We start from the raw sequence: 21,329 nt of genomic DNA on the forward strand, positions 1-21,329 counted from the left end.
ATCAGTCCTCGTCGAGGATCTCGCCTTCGATGACGTCATCACTGCGTTGGCTGCGCGGCGACTGCGCCCCGCGAGCGCCCGACACGGTCGGGCCGAACGCAGGGCCGAACGCAGCGCCGGTGAATCCGGGCGCAAGGATTCGGCGGGCGATGACCGCCTGCAGCAACCCGCGGAACAGCGGCCGGGTGAACGGCAGCACCAGCAACAAACCAAAGACGTCGGTGACGAAGCCGGGTGCGAGCAGGAGAGTCCCACCGATCAGCACCAGCGCGGCGTCGCTGAGTTCCCGAGCCGGCATTCCGCCGGTCTGAAGCGACTCACGCAACCCGCGCCACGCGGTGCGCCACTCGCGTTTGACGATCCAGGCGCCGATGAGCGACCACACCAGCAGCAGGCCGAAGGTCTGCCAGCCACCGATCGCGCGTCCCACCATGATCAACACGGTGATTTCCACGATCGGAACAACCAGCAGCAGCACGAACAGCAGCCAGGCGAACTTCCCGCGTACGCGAAGAGCCATCAGTTTCTCCGCACCAGGCTTGCCACCTGTCTGGCGCGGTGGGCAGCGCCCCAGCGGGTCACGTTGAGCATCGCCTCTTGGACGATCCCCTGGCTCATCTTCGAGGCCCCGATCTCACGCTCGACGAAGGTGATGGGCACCTCCACGATGCGCAGCCCGTGGCGGACAACGCGCCAGGTGAGGTCGACCTGGAAGCAGTAGCCCTGGCTGTCGACGTCGTCGAGCCCGATAGTTCGCAAGGTGTCAGCGCGGTATACCCGATAACCGGCGGTGGCGTCCTTGACCGGCATGCCGAGCGCAAGGCGGATATAAAGATTGCCGCCACGGCTGATCACTTGCCGCGAGCGTGGCCAGTTGACGATGTCGCCACCGGGCACCCAGCGCGAGCCGATCACCAGGTCCGCGTCGGCAGCGGCGGCGATCATCTGGGGCAGGACCTCCGGCGGGTGGGACCCGTCGGCATCGATCTCGATCAAGGCGTCGTAGTCGCGTTCCAGCCCCCACTGGAAACCGGCGACGTAGGCCTTGCCCAGACCTTCCTTGCCGGCGCGGTGCAGTACCTGGACGTGGTCGTCGGCAGCCGCCATGGAGTCGGCCAGCTGGCCGGTGCCATCGGGCGAGTTGTCGTCGAGCACCAACACATCGGCTTCAGGCACGCTGGCGCGAATCCGGCGCATGATGAGCGGGAGGTTCTCGACCTCGTTGTAGGTGGGCAACAACACGAGCACACGCTCGATCGGTCCCCGGGAGGTCAGGGCGGCCTCAGACTCGGGCATCAGTTTCCTTCGGTGCAGGCGACGGTGTCGCGGGGTTCGTACGGGTGCGGTGGCGGCCGCTGAGCACCAATGCAACGATCGCTAACGCGTCGACGAGGTACTCAGGCCACGCCCCGACCCGGTCCGCGATGGTCAACGACTGACGGACCGGAAGTTCTCCGGCGAGCACTTTACGAGTGAACAATGAGGATTTGTTGTGAAGCGCACCGTCGGGCGTGATCAGCGCGCTGACTCCGACGGTCGAGACGTGCACCACGGACCGGCCATGTTCGACCGCTCGTACGCGGGAAATCGCCAGCTGCTGCTCGGACTCGGCGGTGTAGCCGAAGGTCGCATTGTTCGTCTGAACGATCAGCAAGCCAGCGCCACGGGTGACGGGGGCCCGGGTGATGCCGTCGTAAGCGATCTCGAAGCAGATCACCGGGCCGACTTTGATTGTTCCGAGCCGGGTCGTGACCGAGAACACCCCGACCTTCTTGCCGTGGGTGAAGTTGGTGGTGATCAGGTCGACCTTGTCGGAGAAGAACCGAAAGAACGACCGGTACGGCATGTATTCGGCGAACGGCACCGGATGCTGTTTCACGTAACGGTCGACCAAACCCTTGCCCGGCAGGTAGAGCAGCGAGGCGTTCGAGACGTCGGGCGCGGGCTCCTCGAGCACTGCTCCGACGATCGTTGGTGCATTGATCGCGGCGACGGCGCGGGCGATCTCGGTGGCGGCATCGGCATTGCGCGTGGGATCGATGTCGGAGGAGTTCTCCGGCCAGACGACCAGGTCGGGTTGGGCGATGCGCCCTTGCCGGATCAACGCAGTTGCGGTGTTGGTAGCCGCCACGTGGTTATCGAGCACCGCCCGTCGCTGGGCGTTGAACTCCAGACCAGCGGTCGGCACGTTTCCCTGAATGCCGACCACATCGAGCTTCTTGCCGCCGGTCGGCACCGGGTAGATCGAGGCGAGAGCGACGACGGCCGCGGTGGCCAACAGCGGGCGTACGACCCGCAGCCGCGCGGTGCGCGCGGCACGGATGGCGGTCATCACCGCGCACGTCAGCCAGGCGCCCAGCAACGCCACCACGAAGGTCAGCCCGGGCGCCCCCGCGATCGAAGCGAGATGCATCAGTGGCGAACCGGCGGTGGACCACGCCAGGCGCGCCCAGGGGAAACCGCCGAACGGAACATTCGAACGCACCGTTTCTTGCAACACCCACAGGCACGCCACCCACAGCGGGTGGATCCGACCGTCGCGTTGCACCCAGGCGATCGCGGCGCCCATGAACGCCAGGTAGAGCGATTCGGTGATCGACAGGGCGATCCAGGGCAAGGCGCCGACATAGATGCCGGTCCAGTGCAGCACCGGAAGGAAGAACGCAAGGCCACCGACCAGCCCGAGCAGGAAACCAGTGCGGGCGCGGACGCCAACGGTCGCGGCGCTGATGAGGGCGATACCGATCGGGGCCATGAACCACAGCGCGACGCCGGGGAACGCTAGCCAGAGGCTGAGGCCGCCGGCCACGGCGAGCGGTAACTTGCGGATCACCGACTGATCGTATGCGGCGCAGCGGCGCGGACCGGAGTCGCCCGGTCCAGCGGGAATTTGATCTCGAAGGTGTCCGGAGATGACAGATGGGCCCGGAGGTCATCGTTGGGACCAATACACGCAAAGTGCACGTTATCTACTAAACGACCCGGGGCCCATCTGGCGTAGGGACAAACCTACAGACCAGTAGCGTGCTGTCAAACCGGCGCTGACCTGCACCGTTATCTGTTTGTGCTGGTCAGCGGCTCAAGAGAGTCGGATACTTTTCTGGGAAATTTTTGGGACGCGCGGCGTGTCGCGCTAGACACGCCCGGTGGGCGCCTCGCGTGAGCCGGCTCACTCCCCCAGCGGTGAGCGGTTCTCCCACGGGGTGCTCAACACCACGGTCGTACGCGTCGTCACACCGGCGCCCGCGCGAATCCGCGCAAGCAGGTCCTCCAGCGCGCTTGGTGAAGCGACGCAGACCTGCAGAACGTAGTTCTCGTCACCCGCTACCGAATAGCAGGCCACGATTTCGCGAACGCCGCGCAGCCGGTCCGGGATGTCGTCGGGGGCCGAGGCGTCATAGGGAGTCACCGAGATCAGCGCGGTCAACGGCAGACCGACCGCTTCGTGATCGAGGACCGCGCGGAACCCCTTGATAACCCCACGCTCCTGCAACCGGCGGACCCGCTGGTGCACCGCACTCACCGACAGACCGGTCTCTTTGGACAGGTCAGTGAAGCTGGCGCGGCCGTCGGCGGCGAGCAGCGTGACGATCCGTGCATCGAGGTCCTCCATAGGGCCTACCGTAGGGCGTCATGAGCGACCGCCTACTCCTGCTCGACTCCGCGAGTCTGTATTTCCGCGCCTTCTTCGGGGTGCCTGAGCGACGTTCCGATGCCGGGGTGCCGACCAACGCCGTCGCGGGCTTCCTGGACATGATCGCCACGCTGGTCGACCGGGAACGGCCGACTCATCTGGTTTGCTGCTGGGACAACGACTGGCGTCCGGCCTTCCGGGTCGACGCGATCCCGTCGTACAAAGCGCATCGGCTGACCGAGGGCAGCGACGTGGCCGAGGAGTCTCCCGCGGACCTCACCCCGCAGGTGCCGATCATTGTCGATGCACTCGCCGCGCTGGGCATCTGCCGGCTCGGCATCGATGGCTACGAGGCCGACGACGTCATCGGAACCTTGGTCGAACACCACCTCGGCCAGCTGCCGATCGACGTCGTGACCGGCGACCGTGACCTGTTCCAGTTGGTCGACGATGCGCAGGGCGTCCGGGTGCTTTACACCGCCAAGGGCGGGGTGCGTCAGCCGGACATCATCACCCAGTCTGCGCTGCAGGTGAAGTACGGCGTCGCGACCGGCCGCGCCTACGCCGACATGGCCGCGCTGCGCGGTGACGCCAGTGATGGGCTGCCGGGCGTTCCGGGCGTCGGCGAGAAGACCGCCGCTGCGTTGATTGCTCGGTACGGCGATCTGGCGACGCTGCGGCGGGCGATCGACAGTGGTGACCCCGAGATCAAGGGCGCCCGGCGGGCGAAACTGGAAGCCGCCTCGGACTACCTCGATGTGGCACCAAGGGTGGTCGAGGTGGTGCGCAATGCGCAGTTGCCGGCAGCCCTCGACACAGCACTGCCGTCGGCAGCGGCCGACGGCAGTGCGGTGGAGATGTTGGGTGAGCGCTACGGGGTGCAGAACCCGTTGGCACGGGTCGTCGCCTCGCTCACCCGCTGACTCGCCCGGGGCGGATCAGTAAGAGTCGTTGCCGTCCTGACGGGGCAGCGGCCGAGTCTGCGGGTCGGTCTGCTCCCCGGAGCGCGGGTCGTAGTTCTGCTGGCCCGCGCGCGTGTCGTAGTTCTGGTCGTAGGGGCCCTGCGGGTCCTGGCGGACCGACGGCTGCTGTTCGACCGGACGGGTCTGCGCGGCCCGGTTGGCGTCGTGGGACTGCTGGTCGAACGGCGCCGGAGCGTCCTGTTGCGATCGACGGGCGGTGCCCTCGTCGGAGTCGTCGTGGTGAGCGAACAACAACTCGTTCAGCTTCACCTGGATCGCCTCGACGTGGGGAATGTCGCGCAGCCGCAGCGGCGGCTGGTCGGAGGCGTCGGAGACGATCAGGGTTCCGCAACCGAGCATCCGGTCGAAGACGCCCTTTTCGTATTGCACGTCGTTGATCCGGAACAGGGGGATGTCACGGCCCGACTTCGCCATGATCCCGGTGCGGGTGACCAGTCGGCGGTTGGTGAGCACGAACACCGTGGCGCGCCACTTCCAGATCGGCACGAACGCCCAGATGATCGCGACGATCAACGCGACGATGGTGATCGCCAGGAACAACCACGGCCACGCGGTGTCCTTGAGGAAGATGTAGGACACGATCACGACCGCGATCATCGCGATGATCAGCAGGATCGGACCGACGATCTTCTTCGCGTGAGTGCGGAACTCGGTCTCGACGTGTTCACCCTGGGTGAGGTGTTTGCTTGAAAAAGCCATGTTCATCATCCTGCCAGAGGCGATGCCTGCCGCGGTCTTGCCGCGCGGGTGTCAGTCGAGCCGGTCGGCGGCCACCACTCCGCGCAGCAACTGGTCGACGGCGCGCTTGGCGGTGCGGGACACCGCAGGGTAGTCGTCCAGTCCGGCGATCTGGTCGAGCAGGTCGATCAGTTGCTTGCACCGGCGGACGAAGTCGCCGGCCGACAGGTCGCTGCCCCGCAGCACCGTCTCCAGGCGCTGCCCAGCCGCCCAGCGGTGCATCATCCACACGATCGATGCATCGGGTTCGGGGATCGCGGACAGATGGTGGTGACGCGCTCGCTGGGCGAGGCCCTCCCACACGTCGAACTGGGTCTCGATCGCCTGGCCGACCTCACGGTTCGGCATCCGCGGATCCGGGTCAGGGCCATCCTTGGAGCGCGACTGGTGAACGAGCGCCGACACGGCCGCCGCCAACGAGCTGGCGTCCAGCCCCTTCCAGACGTCCTGACGCAGACACTGCGCCACCAGCAGGTCCCGCTCGGCGTAGATCCGCTGCAGGGTGCGTCCGTCGTCGGTGACGGTCTGGCCGTCCTGACTGAGGAATCCCAACTCCGAAAGCAGGTCGCAGACCCGTTCAAAGGTGCGCGCAACGCTGTGGGTGCGGTTATCAATCTGGCGCTGCAACCCGTCGGTCTCCCGACGCAGCTTCCACCAACGCTCGGCCCAGCGGGCGTGTTGCTCACGGTAGGGACAGTCGTGGCAAGGGTGGTTGCGCATCTGTTCGCGCAGTGAGCCGATCTCACCCTCGAGCTTGCGCAACTGCGCGGTGTCCGCGGCCTGACGCTCCGGGTCACGTGTGTCGCGCATCTTGATCCGCAGTGTCGACGCGAGATCGGCGCGGGCCTTGCGGTCGCGGTGGTTGAACCGCTTGGGCACCCCGATCTTCCCGATCGCTTCGACCGGGCCGGGCACGTCGTCTTCGGTCAGGCGGCGAGCGCGGGCGCTCTCGGTGAGCACAAACGGTTGGGACAGCCCACGGCTCGGGGCGTCGGTGGCGATGACAACGGCCAGACCGACGCGGCGACCCTCGGGGATCCGGATCACGTCGCCGACCGTGAGCTTGGACAGAGCGACAGCTGAGGCGGCACTGTTCGCGCTAGAGCGGAGCCGGCCTAGTTGCTTCTCCAGGTCGCTGATCTGACGGCGCAGCGCGGCATAGGCCGCGAAGTCACCCAGGTGGCAGCGCATCGCCTCCTCGTAGCCCTCCAGGGCCTCGTCGTTGCGCTTGATCGCGCGCGCGTGGCCCACGACCGAGCGGTCCGCCTGGAACTGCGCGAAGGAGGACTCCAACGTTTCGCGGGCCCGGCTGCGGCCGAGGTGGTCGACCAGGTTCACCGCCATGTTGGAGGTCGGCACGAAGCTGGAGTTCAGCGGATACGTACGGGTGCTGGCCAGCCCGGCGACCGACTCCGGGTCGACGTCTCGGCCGTAGAGGATGACCGCGTGGCCCTCGATGTCGATTCCTCGGCGACCGGCGCGGCCGGTCAACTGGGTGTATTCGGCGGGGGTGACCGGGGCGTGGGCCTCACCGTTGAACTTGACCAGCTTTTCGATCACGACGGTGCGGGCCGGCATGTTGATGCCCAGCGCGAGCGTCTCGGTGGCGAAGACGGCCTGGATTCGTCCGGCGGAGAAAAGCTCCTCCACGATCTCGCGGAAGGTCGGCAACATCCCGGCGTGGTGGGCGGCGAAGCCACGGGTCAGGCCCTCGACGAAATCGTAGTAGCCCAGAATGGCGAGGTCTTCTTCGGGCAGGCCCGAGATCCGTTCCTCGACCAGCCGGCGGATCCGGTCGCCCTCCTGCGGCGGCACCAACCGGATGCCCCACGCGAGCAGCTGACCGACCGCGGACTCACACCCCACCCGGCTGAAGATGAAGGTGATCGCCGGCAGCAGGTTCTCCCGATCGAGGGCCTCGATGACCTCGGCGCGGCTGGGGCCGCGACCGGGACGTCCGCCTCGTACGGGGCCGCTGGGGCCCTTCGCTGGACGGCCGCGGCGACCGCGCGGCGCGCCGGCGTCGAGCCGGGAACCGTGTCGGTCGGTGCGCTGGTTGAGCGCTGAGATGCGCTGGCGCAGTTCGGGATTGAGCGCATGGGTCTCGGGCTTGTCGAGGTCGAACAGATCGATGATTTGTTGGCCGACCATCATGTGCTGCCACAGCGGCACAGGGCGGTGCTCCTCGACGATGACCTCGGTGTCGCCGCGAACCGTACGCAGCCATTCGCCGAACTCCTCGGCGTTGCTGACGGTGGCCGAGAGCGAGACGACTTGAACGTCCTGCGGGAGCTGGACGATGACCTCTTCCCAGACCGCGCCGCGGAAGCGGTCGGCGAGGTAGTGCACCTCGTCCATCACCACGAAGCCGAGACCGTTCAGGGTGTCGGAGCCGGCGTAGAGCATGTTGCGCAGCACTTCGGTGGTCATCACCACGATCGGGGCTTCGCCATTGATCGAGGAGTCACCGGTCAACAGCCCGACCTTGGCGGCGCCGTGGCGGGCCACCAGGTCGGCGTACTTCTGGTTCGACAGGGCCTTGATGGGGGTTGTGTAGAAGGTCTTGAGGCTGCTGTTCAACGCGAGGTAGGCGGCGAACTCCCCGACGATCGTCTTGCCGGCGCCGGTGGGTGCCGCGACGAGAACGCCGTGACCGCTTTGGACCGCGCGGCAGCCGGCGACCTGGAAACCGTCGAGTGGGAAGTCATAGTCCTCCGCGAACCGGTCGAGGTGGGTGCTGTCGAAGGTTCGACGGGGCCGATCGGTGGGGGAAGCGGGCATGCCCGCAGACTAATTCGCCGGAGCGCTCAGAGCGAGGAGGTTTGGTCGTCCGGCACGTCGAGCCACTCGGGACGCTCCTTGACCCGGCGGCGATCGAAGAACCACGAGATCAGCACGGCGATGTAGAACAACGCCACCATCGGGAACGCGAGCGCCAACATCGACCAAGCGTCGGGGCTCGGGCTCATCATCGCGGCGAAGACGAAAATCGCCATCACCGCGACCCGCCAGCCCTTGACCATCGTGCGCGCCGGAAGAACGCCGGCCGCATTGAGTCCGACCAGGAACACCGGGAGCAGGAACGCAATGCCGAATGCCAGCATGAACCGGGTCACGAAGGTGAGGTAGGTGTTGACGTCGGTGTAGTTGATTGCCCCTTCGGGAGTGATCCCGAGCAGGAAGCGGATCGCATTCGGCAGGGCGAAGGTGGACACCCAGCAACCGAGCAAGAACAACGGCACTGCGGTGCCGATGACCAGATAGGAGACCTTCTTCTCCCGCTTGGTCAGGCCGGGCGCCAAGAACGCCCAGATCTCCCACAACCACACGGGGCTGGCGACGATGAGACCGACCCAGAGGGCGATCTTCAGCCGCATGTTGAAACCGCCGGTGACACCCTGCCCACCCCAGTTGAGGTTGATCGAGTTGTCGTGGCGCTGCCTGGCCAGATCGACCATGGGCTGCTTCAGCCAGGCGTAGAGCGGGTCGAACTTCCACCAGCCGATGACGCCACCAATGAGAATGGCCAGCGCCGCGATCAACGCGCGGCGGCGGAACTCACGGAAGTGGTCGCCTAGCGACATCCGGGCTTCCGGATTGTCCTTACGGCGTAATAGGGCCATCGACGGTGGTGGTGGACGCGTTCGCGCGCGTCAGGCGTTGTGGTTCTGGTCGTCGCGCTGCGGGTAGCCGTCCGGGTGCCCGGCCTGCGACGAACCAGTGGTCGGCGGGGTCTGGTCGCGGACGGTCTCACCGTTCACGGTCTGACCCGAAGCCGACGATTTGCCGTCGTTCTTCATCTCGCCCATCTCACTCTTGAGAATTCGGGCCGAACGGCCGAAGGAACGAGCCGCGTCAGGCAAGCGCTTCCAACCGAAGACGACCACGATGACCAGCACAAGAATGACGATGTGCCATCCGTCGAAGAGGTTGCGCCACATCAGAGAATCTGCTCCTTGCCATCCCGGGCGGTTCCTCCGCTCGGCTCTACCACCGTCAACTCTACGTGATCGGCGCCGCATCGGCGCACACGTTGTTCTCCCGCGCGTGGCTCAGGCGTAGGCGGCGAGCGCCTGACGGGCTCCGTCGATGACGGCTGCGGCCGCTCGCGCCGGCTCGATCACTCGGGCGGCCCCCCCGAGGCGCCAGACCAGTTGTTCGACCCAGTGCAGGTCAGCGGTGCGCAGGGTCGCACGGATGGCACCGTCGTCGCCGCGTTCGATCGCGTCCGTCGGGTAGTAGTCGACCACCCACCCGGCTTCGGGCGCGAGGTCGAGAACCACCGTGATGGCATCGTTTCCGGGCCGGAAAATCTGGTCGTCGAGGTCGCGGGGTGTCGCGGTCTGTGGTGGGGTGCCGTCGACGTCGAGCACTTCCAGTTCCTCGATCCGGTCGACCCGGAACAAGCGCACGTCGTCGGCGCGGTGACACCAACCCTCGACGTACCAGTGGTCGTCGAGCAACAGCACCCGCATCGGGTCGACGTCGCGCTGGGTCGATTCATCGCGGGCCGCGACCAGGTAGCGCATCCGCAAACGGCGGCGCCGGGCGAGCGCATCTTGCAACGTCGGCAACCATCGCGTCGCGGTCCCTTGCGGCGCGGTGACGACCACCCGGTCGGATGCAGCAGACGCGTCGCCGGCCGCCTCGATCAGCTTGGCGAGAGCGCGGTCGATCGCCTCGCGCTCCCCCAGCCCGGGAACAGCGGCAAGGGTGCGCAGCCCGACGATCAGGGTGAGGGCTTCGTCGACTCCCAGGCGCAGCGGGCGGGCGATCTCATCGGCGTTGCCGAGGAAAACCTTGCCGTTCTCCCACTCCGCCTCGATCAGGTCGTCGGGCAGGTGGCCGGGGGTGCCACAGACGAACAGCAGGTTCAGATCGGCCTCGATCTGGGTGGTGCTGACTCCGAGTTCGCGGGCGGCCTGCTCGATATCGATCCCCTGGCGGTGCATCAGCCACGGGACCATCGTCAGCAGTCGGCTCAACCGGCTGGTCGCACTTTCAGCGGCCATCACGGACCTCCTGGCGGGCGAGGGCTGCACGCAGCCGGCGGACAACGGCCTCGCGCAGTTCGGGCGGGTGGATCACCACGACATCGGGTCCGTAGCCAGCCAACTGGTCGGCGAAGATTTCGGCGTCGGTGAAGTCGATGTCGAGCTGGGCCCAGACGTCGTCGACCTCGCCGAGGGTGCGGGCGCGGTGGCGCAGTGCGTGGCCGGCGCCGGACCGGACGCGTACGACCGCAGGGTGGGGTTCGCGCTCGCGCTCGGACCCCGCGATCATCTGCAACGGTTCGTGATCGGCGGGGATGTCGTAGGCGCCGGGGCGACCGACGAGGCGTACAGGGCCGTCGACCCGCCCGAGGCGGAACACCCGGGGAGCCTGCCGGTCGAGGTCGAAACCGGTGAGATACCAGCGGCCGTGCCAGTTGGTGACCGACCACGGCTGCACCTGGCGCTCCAGCGATTCTTGGCCCGGTCGGCGGTAGCGGAAGGTCACCTGGCGGCGGTGGACGACAGCATCCTTGGCGGCCGGGAAAGCCGGCTCAGCGGTGCGGACCCGCGGCTCGAAACCGACCAGCGTCGCCTCGTCGCGTTCGACGTCTGCGGCTTCCAACTTGCGCAGAGCGGTGGCAGCAGACCCAGCCAGGCTCGCCTGCTGCCAGGTGCGGCTGGCCAGGCCGAGCACTGCCAGTTCATCGGGTTCGAAGGAGAGTTCGGGAAGGGCGTATTCGCGGCGATCGATGCGGTAGCCGGTCTCGTCATCGAACATCGGATCGACCGCTTCGGCGCGCAGCGGAATGCCCAAGTCGCGCAGCTCGTCCTTGTCGCGCTCGAACATCCGGTCGAAGGCTTCGTCGCCCGCGGTCTCGCCGTACTGCGGGACCGCGCCGCGGATCTGCTGCTTGGACAGCGGCTGGCGGGTGTAGAGCAGACAGATGACGAGGTTGAGCAGCCGCTCTGTCTTGGCAGCGGGGCTCGGGCGACTCACGTCGGGGCCCCCGCGAGGTATCGGAGCGAGGAACGAGTGGAGAACCTCGTGGGGTGACTCATGTGTCCGACGCTATCCCATCGCCTCGCACTAATGTACGAGGTGTGATCACTTGGCGAGCCGGTGTCGTGACCCGTGTGACCAGCTCCCGGCGGGAGGTGGTGGAGGTCGCCGTTCGACTCGCGGAGGTCGAGGGTGAGGTTCGATCCCTGGCCTATGTCGAGCTGGTGGGGAGGCCGAAGATCGGTGACCGGGTGTTGCTCAATACCAACGCCATCGATCGTCAGTTAGGCACCGGCGGCAGCGCGCTGATCATCGCCATTCCGAACCGGTTGCCAACTCCCCCGCCGTCGACGGCGGGCCACATCGTCAAGGCCCGTTACACGCCGCTGCAGACGATGGTCCTTGGCGTCGACGAGCAGGAGAGCCCGCATCACGACACGTTGGTCGACGCGGACTCGATCGACGGCATGCCGGTGGTGACTGCCGACCTGCATTCCGCGCTGCCGGCGATCCTCTGCGGCATCCGAAACCTTCGACCTCAACTGAAGGTCGCATATGTCATGACCGACGGTGGCGCCTTGCCGGCGGCATTTTCCCGCACCAGTTCCGCGCTCCGGGAAGCTGACTGGCTAACCGGCGTCGTGACCGTCGGCCAGACGTTCGGCGGCGATTTGGAGGCCGTGAACGTGCACACCGGGTTGCTCGCTGCCCGCTTGGTTCTCGGCGCCGATATCGCAGTCGTCGCGCAAGGGCCGGGAAACCTGGGCACCGGCACTCGTTGGGGTTTCTCCGGAACCTCGGCGGGCGAGGCGCTCAACGCGGCGTACGCCCTGGGTGGCCGGCCGATCGCGTCCCTTCGGATCTCCGAGGGTGATGCCCGTGAGCGGCATTACGGGATTTCGCATCACAGCAGCACCGCGTACGGGCGGGTCGCCTTGGTGCCGGCAGACCTGCCGGTGCCCGGGTTCGACGGCGAGTTCGGGGCGCTGATTGATCGCCAGGCCGAGGTTCTTGTGGCGCTATCTGCGGGTCGGCTGCGCCGCGTCGAGATGGCAGTGGACGGTCTGCGCGACGCGTTGGCGCAATCGCCGGTGGAATTGCGCACGATGGGCCGTGGACTCGAAGCCGACGGGGCGGCCTTCGTGGCTGCCGCAGCCGCCGGACGCCACGCTGCGCGGATCGCCTCCGGGGCCTGACCGCAGCGAGCCACCATCGACACCTGATTCGCTACGCGGCACCGACCCAATCGCGATAGACGACGAAGGGCGCCGACCACACTGTGGTCCGCGCCCTTCGTCGTACGGGTCCTGCAGGTGGATCAGCGAATGCCGAAGGCCGATCCCGCGCCCGCCTTGGCAGCCGACACCAGGTCGACGACGAAGATCAGGGTCTCGTTCGGGCCGATAGCGCCACCGGCACCGCGGGCGCCGTAGCCGAGCTCCGGCGGGATGGTCAGCTTGCGGCGGCCACCGGGCTTCATGCCGACGATGCCTTGGTCCCAGCCCTGGATGACCTGGCCGACGCCGACCTGGAAGTCCAGCGGCGCGCCGCGGTTCCAGGAAGCGTCGAATTCCTCGCCGGTCGACCAGGCGACACCGACGTAGTGGGCCTTGACCGTGTCGCCGGCTTCGGCGGCGCGGCCATCACCTTCGGTGATGTCCTCGATCAGCAGTTCGGTGGGCGGGTTATCGCCCGGAAAGTCGATCTCCGGCTTGGTGGTAGCGGGGTCGAATGCCATGGGGGTGATCTCCTTCGAAATGGGGTCAGAGTGCGGCGAGAATGTCGACGACGAACACGAGAGTGTCCGTGCCCTTGATGCCGGCCTGCGTGTTACCGGCGGTGCCGTAGCCCTCCGCCGGGGGCATCACCAGCAGGACGCGGCTGCCGACCTGCTGGCCGACCAAACCGGTCACGAAACCGGGGATCATTCCCTGCGGATTGGTCGCGGAGGTCGGGATCAACGGGAAGTCGGCCGGGGCCCCCTGGTGCTTCGACGAGCTGTCGAATTCCTTGCCGGACGCCCAGATCACACCGGTGTAGCGGACCTTGACAGTCTCGCCAGCAACGATCTTGCGACCGGTGCCGGTGATCAATGGCTGCACGACCAGCTTGGTGGGCGCGGTGGCGACCTTCGCGCCGGTCTTCGGCATGGTGATCGTCGCGGCCTTCTTGGCCATGTTGCCGTCGCTGACGGTGACGGTCGGCAGGCCAGCCTTCGGGGCGACGGTAGCTCCGGTGGCCTTGTCGAGCACACCGGCGGTGTCGAGCACCTTGATCCGGAAGATCAACGAGTCGGAGCTGGTGATGCCGTAGTCGGTTGAACCCTGCCCGCCGAAGCCGTCGGCCGGCGGGATCGCGACGTTCAGCACGGCGCCGACCTTCTGGCCCTTGAGTGCGGTGACGAGGCCGGGGAACTGGTTGGTGTCGGTGAGGTTCACCGCGACGGCGTTCTTGTCGAAGGTGTTGGTCAGCACCTTCCCGTTCGATCCGTTGACCGCGGTGTACGAGACGTACGCGATGTCCTTGACACCAATCGCCTTGCCGGTTCCGGGCGTGACGACCTGAGTGGTGGTCTTGTTCACCTGGAACGGCTTGGTCTTCAGGGTGATCTTCGGGGACTTCGGATTGGTGTCGCTGACCGAGATGTTGCTCATGGGCGACACCTTCTCGGGAGCGACCGTCAAAGGCGTCGCGTTCGACGACGCGGCCGTCGTTGATTTCGACTTCGAGTCGCTGCCGCAACCGGTCAGCATGAGGGCGGAGATGACGCCCACGGTGAGTAGGCGGGTATTACGGCGCACGCAGAATCCTCGAGATCTTCGGTCAGTGGACTGGGCCACCCTAACCGGGCGACCTGTGCGGGTGAGCGCGGCGTCCGCTGCGAAGCCCGCGCGGCAGGTCAGCCCATCGATTCGATGAGGGCTGCGACCCGCGCGTCGACATTGGAGAACGGGTCCTTCACCAGCACCGTACGTTGGGCCTGATCGTTCAATTTGAGGTGGACCCAGTCGACGGTGAAGTCGCGGCGGTGCTCCTGCGCGGCGCGGACGAAGTCGCCGCGCAACTTGGCCCGCGTGGACTGCGGCGGAACGTCGACGGCCTGGCGCACCTCCTCGTCGGTGCAGACCCGTCGCACTCGGCCACGGGCGGCCAGGAGGTTGTAGACCCCGCGTCCCGGCTTGATGTCGTGGTAGGTCAGATCGAGCTGGGCCATCTTCGGGTGGCTGAGGTCGAGGCCGTGTTTGGTCGCGTAGTTATCGAGCAGGGTGTGCTTGATAACCCAGTCGATCTCGGTGCTGATCGAGGCAAGATCATCGCCCGCGATCGCCGTGAGGGTGCGGCCCCACAGGTCCATGACCTGGGTGGTTGTCGGGTCGTCGATGCCCTGCTGGGCCACATAGGCGGTGGCCCGCTCGAAATATTCGGTCTGCATCTCCAACGCCGACATCTGCTTGCCGTTGGCGAGTCGAACCGGAGTACGGCCTGTCATGTCGTGGCTGATCTCGCGGATGGCCCGGATCGGGTTGTCCAGCGACATGTCGCGCATCGCGACGCCGTCCTCGATCATTCGCAACACCAGGTGGGCCGACCCGAGCTTGAGCAGGGTGGTCGTCTCGGACATGTTGCTGTCCCCGACGATGACGTGCATTCGTCGGTAATGCTCGGCGTCGGCGTGCGGCTCATCGCGGGTATTGATGATCGGCCGACTGCGGGTGGTGGCGCTACTGACGCCCTCCCAGATGTGGTCGGCGCGTTGAGAGACCGCGAACACCGGCTTGCTGCCGAGGGTCGTGACTTTGCCTGCACCACAAGTGATTTGGCGGCTGATCAGGAACGGCAAGAAGGTTTCGGAGATCGCTGAGAACTCCCCCGCCCGCGCGACCAGGTAGTTCTCGTGACAGCCGTAAGAGTTGCCGGCCGAGTCGGTGTTGTTCTTGAAGATGTAGAGATCGCCGCGGATCTCGTCCTCCAGCAGGCGTTGCTGGGCGTCCTCGGCGAGATCGGCCAGGATTCGTTCGCCCGCTTTGTCCTGGATCACCGCCTCGCGCACGTTGTCGCATTCGGCCGTGGCGTATTCGGGGTGACTGCCGACGTCGAGGTAGAGCCGCGCACCGTTTGCCAGGAAGACGTTGCTGGAGCGCCCCCAGCTCACCACCCGGCGGAACAGGTAGCGGGCGACCTCGTCGGGCGTCAGCCGGCGGGTTCCGCCAGAGGTGCAGGTCACGCCGTACTCGGTCTCGATCCCAAAAATGCGCCGCTCCATGCCCTCGACCCTAAGCCGGATCCAATTGCGCTGTCGGCGTATTCCATTGCGGGTTCGGTGCGGGCGTTGGTCTGCTGGGGACATGCGACTTCTCGTGTTGGGTGGCACAGCATTCCTTGGGCGGGCCGTCTGCGCGGCCGCCCTCGCGGCCGGCGACGAGGTCGTGGCGTTCGCGCGAGGCAGCAGCGGACCCGTTCCAGAGGGTGTGCAGTTCGTCGGCGGAGACCGAACCACCACCGACGGCTACGCCGGCCTCGACGGCGATTTCGATGCGGTCGTCGATGTCGCCCGCGACCCGGCTCATGTTCGTACGGCGTTGGCTGTGTTGCGAGATCGGGTCGCCCACTATCGCTTCGTGTCGAGCATCAACGTCTATGCCGACGCCGGTCCCGCGGCCATCGGCGCCGACGAATCGGCGGCCCTGCTGGCGCCCTGGACGGGCGAGGTTTATCAGCCGGAGGACTATGGTGCCGCGAAGGTGACCTGCGAGAACCTGGTGCGGGAGGCGTTCCCGAAGGCTCACCTGGTGACCCGCGCCGGCTTGATCGCCGGCCCAGGCGATGCCAGCGACCGTACGGGGTATTGGCCGTTGCGCTTCGCTGCCCCGTCCCGGCCGGACGGGGCTGTGTTGGTGCCTCACCAACCCGACGGGCAGGTGCAATTGATAGACGCCCGCGACCTGGCGAACTTCCTGGTGTCCGACGCGACCGGAACCTTCAACACCACCGGACCGGCGGTGCCGCTGCACGCCGCGCTGGCCGGCGCCCGAGCCGTCGCCGGTCACACCGGCGATCTGGTGCCGGTGACCGGTCAATGGCTCAGCGACCACGGTGTGCAGCCCTGGTCTGGCGACCGGTCGCTGCCGCTTTGGCTGCCTTGGCCGGACCTGGCGGGGATGATGACGGTCTCGACCGCTGCCGCCACGCGGGCCGGCTTGCGCATCCGGCCGCTGCCGGAGACCTTTACCGACGGACTGGCGTGGGAACTTCAAGCCGGACCGGGCCGGCCGCGACGGGCAGGGTTGTCCCCCGCCGACGAGGCCGACCTGATCACCGCGCGACGCTCCGAACGGTGATCAGGCGCGGCCGCATCAAGCCAGCGAGTTGATCCACGCCTGGTGGAGCGCGGCGTAGCGTCCGTTCTCCGCCCGGGTCAGTTCCTGGGGCGAGCCGTCCTCGAGCACCTGCCCGTGTTCGAGCACCAGCACCCGGTCGGCGATCTCGACCGTCGACAGGCGGTGGGCGATGATCAACGCCGTGCGTCCGGCCAGGATCGTCTGGAGTGCCTGCTGCACCAACCGCTCGCTCGGTATGTCGAGCGAGGAGGTTGCCTCATCGAGGATCAACACGTCGGGGTCAGCCAGGAACGCTCGGGCGAATGCGACCAGTTGTCGCTGACCGGCTGAGAGTCGGCCACCGCGCTTGGCCACGTCGGTGTCATAGCCCTGGGGCAGCTGCTCGATGAAGGTGTCAGCTCCGACCGCGCGGGCGGCAGCGTGAACTTCGTCGTTGCGAGCGGTGGGACGACCAAACCGAATGTTGTCGGCGATCGACCCTTCGAACATGAAGTTCTCCTGGGTGACCATTACGACGTGGCGGCGCAGATCGGCCTGGGTGACATCGCGAACATCGGTGTCGTCCAGCAGGATCCGGCCTTCGGTCGGGTCGTAGAACCGGGCGATCAACTTGGCAATCGTGGTTTTTCCGGCACCGGTGGTTCCAACCAGCGCGACCGTTTGACCGGCCGGCACAACCAGGTCGAGGTCGGGCAACACAGCGTGACCCTCGACGTATTCGAACCGGACGTGGTCGAGAGTGACCTGACCTCGGACATCGGTGAGCGCCTTCGGCTGCTCCGGGTCGGCGATTGCCGGCTTCTCCTCGAGCACGATGGCCAGCTTCTCCAGCGCCGAGGTGGCCGACTGGAAGGTGTTGTAGAACTGCGTGATGTCTTGCATCGGCTCGAAGAACTGGCGCAGGTAGAGCAGGAAGGCCGTCAGAATGCCGATGGTGATCTGGCCGTGCATCGCGAGGTAGCCGCCGTAGAGCAACACCACACCCGTCGTGACGTTTCCGATCAACTTCACGCCCGGCATGAAGATGGCGACCAACCGCATGGTGCGCAGGTTGATCTCGCGGTAGCGGTCGGTCAGGTCGGCGAAGATCACCTGGTTGCGGCTCTCCCGACGGTAGGCCTGCACCGCCTTGACCCCGGTCATCGTCTCTACGAATTGCACGATGACCAGCGCCGAGATCTCCCGGACGAGCCGGTAGGCCCGCGCCGACTCACGACGGAACCACAGACTCAGCACCACCAACACGGGGAAGCTGAGTAGGCAGACCAACCCCAGGCGCACATCGAGGGTGATCAGCAGAATGGCTGTCCCGACCAGGGTCAGAGCCGCTGTGATCAGCCCGTCGAAGCCGTTCTCCAGCATCTCCTGGATCGCTTCGACATCGCTGGTCGAACGACTGACCACGCGACCGGAGGTGTAACGGTCGTGGAAGGCGACGTCGAGGGTGCCGAAGTGGCGGAACACCCTGCGGCGAAGCTCCAACAGCACCTTCTGACCGATCCGGCCGGACTGCAAGATGAACAGCATTCGCAGGCTCGCCTGGAAGACCAAGGCGATCAGCAACGCCACGACGACCTGAGTCATCACCGAGCTGTCGCCGCGGTCGTGCAACGGGGGCACCCCGTCGTCGACGCCGATCTGCACCAGACGTGGAACGGCCAGGCGAGCGACGTTCTCCAACACGACGGCGATGGCCAACAACGCAACGGTACGGCGATAGGGCCGCAGCAGGCTCCAGAGCAGCGCCTTCGCCTGACCCGGGCGGGCGGTCTTCTCAACTGCCTCTTCGGGCTTGTTCTCTTGCATCCGGCCGCGCCAGTCGGCGGTGGCCTCTGCGATGGGGGTGGAGGTCATCGGGTGACCTCCTCGTCGTTGCCGGTCTCGCCGGAGCGGTCCGTGACGCCAGCCGCGTTGGCGTGGATCAGCAACTCGTCGTTCTCCCAGCATTCGTCATGTTCCAGGTCGAGATCCAATTCGTCATCGGCCGCCAGCAGGAAGCGATAGCGCGGGACTCGCGCCAGCAGATCGGTGTGTCGCCCGACGTGGGTGATGGTGCCGCCATCGAGCAGAGCGACCTTGTCGGCCAGCATCACCGTTGAGGCTCGGTGGGCAACGACGATGCCGGTGACATCGGTCAGCACATTGCGCAGCGCCTCTTCCACCAAAGCCTCGGTGTGAACGTCGAGCGCCGACAGGGTGTCGTCGAGAACCAGAATCCGCGGGTCGGCCAACACGGCGCGAGCCAGCGACAGGCGTTGACGCTGGCCACCGGAAAGGCTCATCCCCTGCTCGCCGATGCGGGTGTCGAGGCCGAACGGCAAGTCGTCGACGAAGTCGGCTTGGGCGATGCCGATGGCGCGCCGCAACTCTTCCTCGGTGGCCTGCGGGCGGCCAAGGGTGAGGTTCTCGCGCACCGACATCGAGAACAGGGTGGGGTCTTCGAATGCGGTGGCGACAATGCGGCGTACGACGGGAAGAGGCAGTTCGCGGACGTCGACCCCGTCGAGCAACACGGCGCCCTCACTGACGTCGTAAAGGCGCGGGATCAACGAGGTGAGCACCGACTTGCCGGCACCGGTGGCCCCGACCAGCGCCACGGTCTCGCCCGGCTCGATGACCAGGTTCAGGTGGCGTAGCGCCCACGTCTCGCTGTCGGGGAACCGGAAGCCCACATCACGCAGTTCGAGTCGACCGGTCGGGTTCGGCAGGTCGCGGTGGCCGGACTCGATCGCGCGCGGCTCGTCGAAGATCTGCACCACTCGGTTGGCCGCGGTCATCGTTTCCTGCAGCATCGACAGCAGGAAGCCGAGGCTGGCGATCGGCCAGACCAGGTTGAGCATCAAGGTGATGAAGGCGACGAGGGTGCCGATGGTTATCCGGTCGTCGGCAACCGCGTGGGCTCCGACACCGAGCACGATGACCAGGGTGGCCGTCGGGATGGTCTCCAGCAGGGTCCAGAAGCGCGACATGATCGAGACCTTGCGCAACTGGATGTCGCGTAGTTCGACCGCCTGCTGGTCGAAGCGGGCGTAGACGTGGTCTTCACGACCGAATGCCTTCACCACACGCAAACCGAGAACGGCCTCCTCGACCTGGGTGGCCACGTTGCCGGTCTGGTCCTGGGCAGCGCGGGAGGCCTTGGTGAACTGGCGCTCGTAGTGCAGGTTTGCCCACACCACCGGAATGATCGAGATCAACACGATCACTCCGAGCGGCCAGTACATCGCCAGCAGGATCCCGGTGACGACGACGACCTGAATCACGTTGAGCACCAACAGCACTGAGCCAAAGCCGATGAACCGGCGCATCGCGGAAAGGTCGTTCATGATCCGCGACAGCAGCTGACCGGACTGCCAACTGCCGTGGAAGCGCATCGGGAGGACCTGCAATCGCGCGTACATGTCGGTGCGCAGGTCGGCCTCCACACCGGTGCTCGCTCGCTGAACCAACCAGCGGCGACCCATCCACAACGCGGCCTCGGCGACCCCGAGCAGCAGCGCGCTCAGCCCGAGGATCCACAGCCCGCGCTGGTCGTGGTCAGCGACCGGACCGTCGATGACCGCCTTGGTGAACAGCGGGATCGCGATCGTGGAGCCGATCGATAACAAAGCCACGATGAACATTGCGATGAGGCGACCGCGATAGGGGCGCAGATAGGGCAACAACCGCCCCAGGTCGCTGCGGTGCCAGAAGCGGTCCGGGGGTGCGACCGAGTGACTGCTGACCAGCTCTGCGGCAGCGCGGTCGTGGTCGGATGTGGTGTCGGAGTCAGGGTCTGTGGTGGTGTCGTTCAACGTCGTGCGCGCTCCCGGTGTTGTCAGCCAATGGCCAAAAGTTAGGTGACCTCAGTTTTCGGTTCCGAAGTATTCCACCGACCACCGACAACATGCGAATGAGATTGCGATTGGAGCGTCACAGCAACGACTGCAGCGGCTCCCCGACCACCCGACGGAAGGTGCGCCGCGACCGGCCACGATCCAACAATCCAACCTCCAGTTGGTCGCCGGTCAGCTCGCGGGTGGAGCCGTCGGCGTCTTGTCCGAGCAAGCGGACTGCGAGTCGCAGGGCTTCGGACAACGACATGTCTGGCCGCCAGTCCTGTTCGAGTCCGGCGTTGATCCGCTCGGCTCCCCCACCCATCGCGACGTAGCCGCGTTCCTCGGCGACGGATCCGTCGTACATCAGCCGGTAGATCTGGTCACTGGCCGCGTCGGCGCCGAGTTGAGCGACGACAATCTCCACTTCGTACGGCTTGGACTCCTGAGTGAAGACGGTGCCGAGCGTCTGCGCGTAGGCATTTGCCAAGCCGCGCGCCGAGACGTCGGTGCGGTCGTAGGAGTAACCGCGCAGGTCGGCATAACGAATGCCGGCAACCCGCAGGTTCTCGAACTCGTTGTATTTGCCGACCGCGGCAAAGCCGATCCGGTCGTAGATCTCGGAGATCTTGTGGAGCGCACGGCTCTGGTTTTCGGCAACGAAAGCGATGCCGCCCTCGTAGGCCAGAACCACAACCGCTCGGCCACGGGCGATGCCCTTGCGCGCGAAGTCGGCCCGGTCCTTCATCAACTGCTCGGGCGAGACGTAGAAGGGCATGCTCATCGGAGGGTCCTCGCGAAAGGTCGAAGCGGCGAAGGAGTGGAG

19 protein-coding genes are annotated in these 21,329 nt (G+C 66.4%); 3 read left to right on the top strand and 16 right to left on the bottom strand.

The features are described 5' to 3' along the window. Position 1 precedes the first annotated feature (1 nt). From ACYU98_RS07295 to ACYU98_RS07310, 4 genes are all read right to left on the bottom strand, one after another. Positions 2-520, bottom strand: a complete 519-nt coding sequence (locus ACYU98_RS07295; RefSeq protein WP_460467544.1) for an FxsA family protein — start codon at positions 518-520, stop codon at positions 2-4. Beyond that, complete coding sequence (locus ACYU98_RS07300) at positions 520-1,296, bottom strand: polyprenol monophosphomannose synthase (RefSeq protein ID WP_460467545.1); 777 nt, start codon at positions 1,294-1,296, stop codon at positions 520-522. The genes ACYU98_RS07295 and ACYU98_RS07300 overlap by 1 nt, the downstream gene beginning before the upstream one ends. Beyond that, positions 1,283-2,833, bottom strand: coding sequence for an apolipoprotein N-acyltransferase (gene lnt, locus ACYU98_RS07305; protein ID WP_460467546.1), 1,551 nt, complete (start codon positions 2,831-2,833; stop codon positions 1,283-1,285). Before lnt ends, ACYU98_RS07300 begins: the two co-directional genes overlap by 14 nt. 336 nt (positions 2,834-3,169) lie before the next feature. Next, positions 3,170-3,613, bottom strand: coding sequence for an Lrp/AsnC family transcriptional regulator (locus tag ACYU98_RS07310; protein ID WP_460467547.1), 444 nt, complete (start codon positions 3,611-3,613; stop codon positions 3,170-3,172). Between the two features lie 20 nt (positions 3,614-3,633). On the opposite strand from ACYU98_RS07310, the gene ACYU98_RS07315 reads away from it, so the two are divergent. Beyond that, on the top strand, positions 3,634-4,557 hold the full coding sequence (locus tag ACYU98_RS07315) for a 5'-3' exonuclease (protein WP_460467548.1): 924 nt from the start codon (positions 3,634-3,636) through the stop codon (positions 4,555-4,557). Between the two features lie 15 nt (positions 4,558-4,572). Here the strand turns inward: ACYU98_RS07315 and ACYU98_RS07320 are convergent, their stop codons facing one another. From ACYU98_RS07320 to ACYU98_RS07345, 6 genes are all read right to left on the bottom strand, one after another. After that, positions 4,573-5,316 carry a PH domain-containing protein gene (locus tag ACYU98_RS07320; RefSeq protein WP_460467549.1) on the bottom strand — a complete coding sequence of 248 codons (744 nt, stop codon included), beginning with the start codon at positions 5,314-5,316 and terminating at the stop codon, positions 4,573-4,575. Between the two features lie 51 nt (positions 5,317-5,367). Next, positions 5,368-8,136: a DEAD/DEAH box helicase gene (locus ACYU98_RS07325; RefSeq protein WP_460467550.1), complete on the bottom strand. Its 2,769-nt coding sequence runs from the start codon at positions 8,134-8,136 to the stop codon at positions 5,368-5,370. A gap of 26 nt (positions 8,137-8,162) precedes the next feature. Continuing rightward, on the bottom strand, positions 8,163-8,939 hold the full coding sequence (gene tatC / locus ACYU98_RS07330) for a twin-arginine translocase subunit TatC (protein WP_460467551.1): 777 nt from the start codon (positions 8,937-8,939) through the stop codon (positions 8,163-8,165). A gap of 69 nt (positions 8,940-9,008) precedes the next feature. Beyond that, a complete protein-coding gene (gene tatA, locus ACYU98_RS07335; protein ID WP_460467552.1) occupies positions 9,009-9,296 on the bottom strand; it encodes a Sec-independent protein translocase subunit TatA in 288 nt (95 codons plus the stop codon). A 111-nt stretch (positions 9,297-9,407) separates the two neighbouring features. Next, positions 9,408-10,367, bottom strand: coding sequence for a helix-turn-helix transcriptional regulator (locus ACYU98_RS07340; protein WP_460467553.1), 960 nt, complete (start codon positions 10,365-10,367; stop codon positions 9,408-9,410). After that, positions 10,357-11,346, bottom strand: a complete 990-nt coding sequence (locus tag ACYU98_RS07345; protein WP_460467554.1) for a helix-turn-helix transcriptional regulator — start codon at positions 11,344-11,346, stop codon at positions 10,357-10,359. Before ACYU98_RS07345 ends, ACYU98_RS07340 begins: the two co-directional genes overlap by 11 nt. Positions 11,347-11,450: 104 nt before the next feature. Between ACYU98_RS07345 and ACYU98_RS07350 the strand changes: the two genes are divergently transcribed. Then, the gene (locus ACYU98_RS07350) at positions 11,451-12,545 is read left to right on the top strand and encodes a DUF3866 family protein (protein ID WP_460467555.1); all 1,095 of its coding nucleotides are present in this window, start codon (positions 11,451-11,453) and stop codon (positions 12,543-12,545) included. A gap of 122 nt (positions 12,546-12,667) precedes the next feature. Here the strand turns inward: ACYU98_RS07350 and ACYU98_RS07355 are convergent, their stop codons facing one another. From ACYU98_RS07355 to pafA, 3 genes are all read right to left on the bottom strand, one after another. Then, positions 12,668-13,087: an FKBP-type peptidyl-prolyl cis-trans isomerase gene (locus ACYU98_RS07355; protein ID WP_460467556.1), complete on the bottom strand. Its 420-nt coding sequence runs from the start codon at positions 13,085-13,087 to the stop codon at positions 12,668-12,670. A gap of 25 nt (positions 13,088-13,112) precedes the next feature. Beyond that, a complete protein-coding gene (locus ACYU98_RS07360) occupies positions 13,113-14,150 on the bottom strand; it encodes an FKBP-type peptidyl-prolyl cis-trans isomerase (RefSeq protein WP_460467557.1) in 1,038 nt (345 codons plus the stop codon). A gap of 98 nt (positions 14,151-14,248) precedes the next feature. After that, a complete protein-coding gene (pafA, locus tag ACYU98_RS07365) occupies positions 14,249-15,613 on the bottom strand; it encodes a Pup--protein ligase (RefSeq protein ID WP_460467558.1) in 1,365 nt (454 codons plus the stop codon). 82 nt (positions 15,614-15,695) lie between these two features. On the opposite strand from pafA, the gene ACYU98_RS07370 reads away from it, so the two are divergent. Next, complete coding sequence (locus ACYU98_RS07370; RefSeq protein ID WP_460467559.1) at positions 15,696-16,688, top strand: NAD-dependent epimerase/dehydratase family protein; 993 nt, start codon at positions 15,696-15,698, stop codon at positions 16,686-16,688. A gap of 15 nt (positions 16,689-16,703) precedes the next feature. Here ACYU98_RS07370 and ACYU98_RS07375 read toward each other — a convergent pair whose 3' ends face one another. The 3 genes from ACYU98_RS07375 to prcA form a co-directional block, all read right to left on the bottom strand. Then, entirely contained in the window at positions 16,704-18,542 is a 1,839-nt protein-coding gene (locus ACYU98_RS07375; protein ID WP_460467560.1) for an ABC transporter ATP-binding protein, read from the bottom strand. Further along, positions 18,539-20,482, bottom strand: coding sequence for an ABC transporter ATP-binding protein (locus ACYU98_RS07380; RefSeq protein ID WP_460467561.1), 1,944 nt, complete (start codon positions 20,480-20,482; stop codon positions 18,539-18,541). The genes ACYU98_RS07375 and ACYU98_RS07380 overlap by 4 nt, the downstream gene beginning before the upstream one ends. Positions 20,483-20,600: 118 nt before the next feature. Further along, positions 20,601-21,287 (bottom strand): proteasome subunit alpha, encoded by a 687-nt coding sequence (gene prcA, locus ACYU98_RS07385; protein WP_460467562.1) that lies wholly within the window; start codon positions 21,285-21,287, stop codon positions 20,601-20,603. Positions 21,288-21,329 lie beyond the last annotated feature (42 nt).

Source organism: Calidifontibacter terrae (assembly GCF_054778835.1).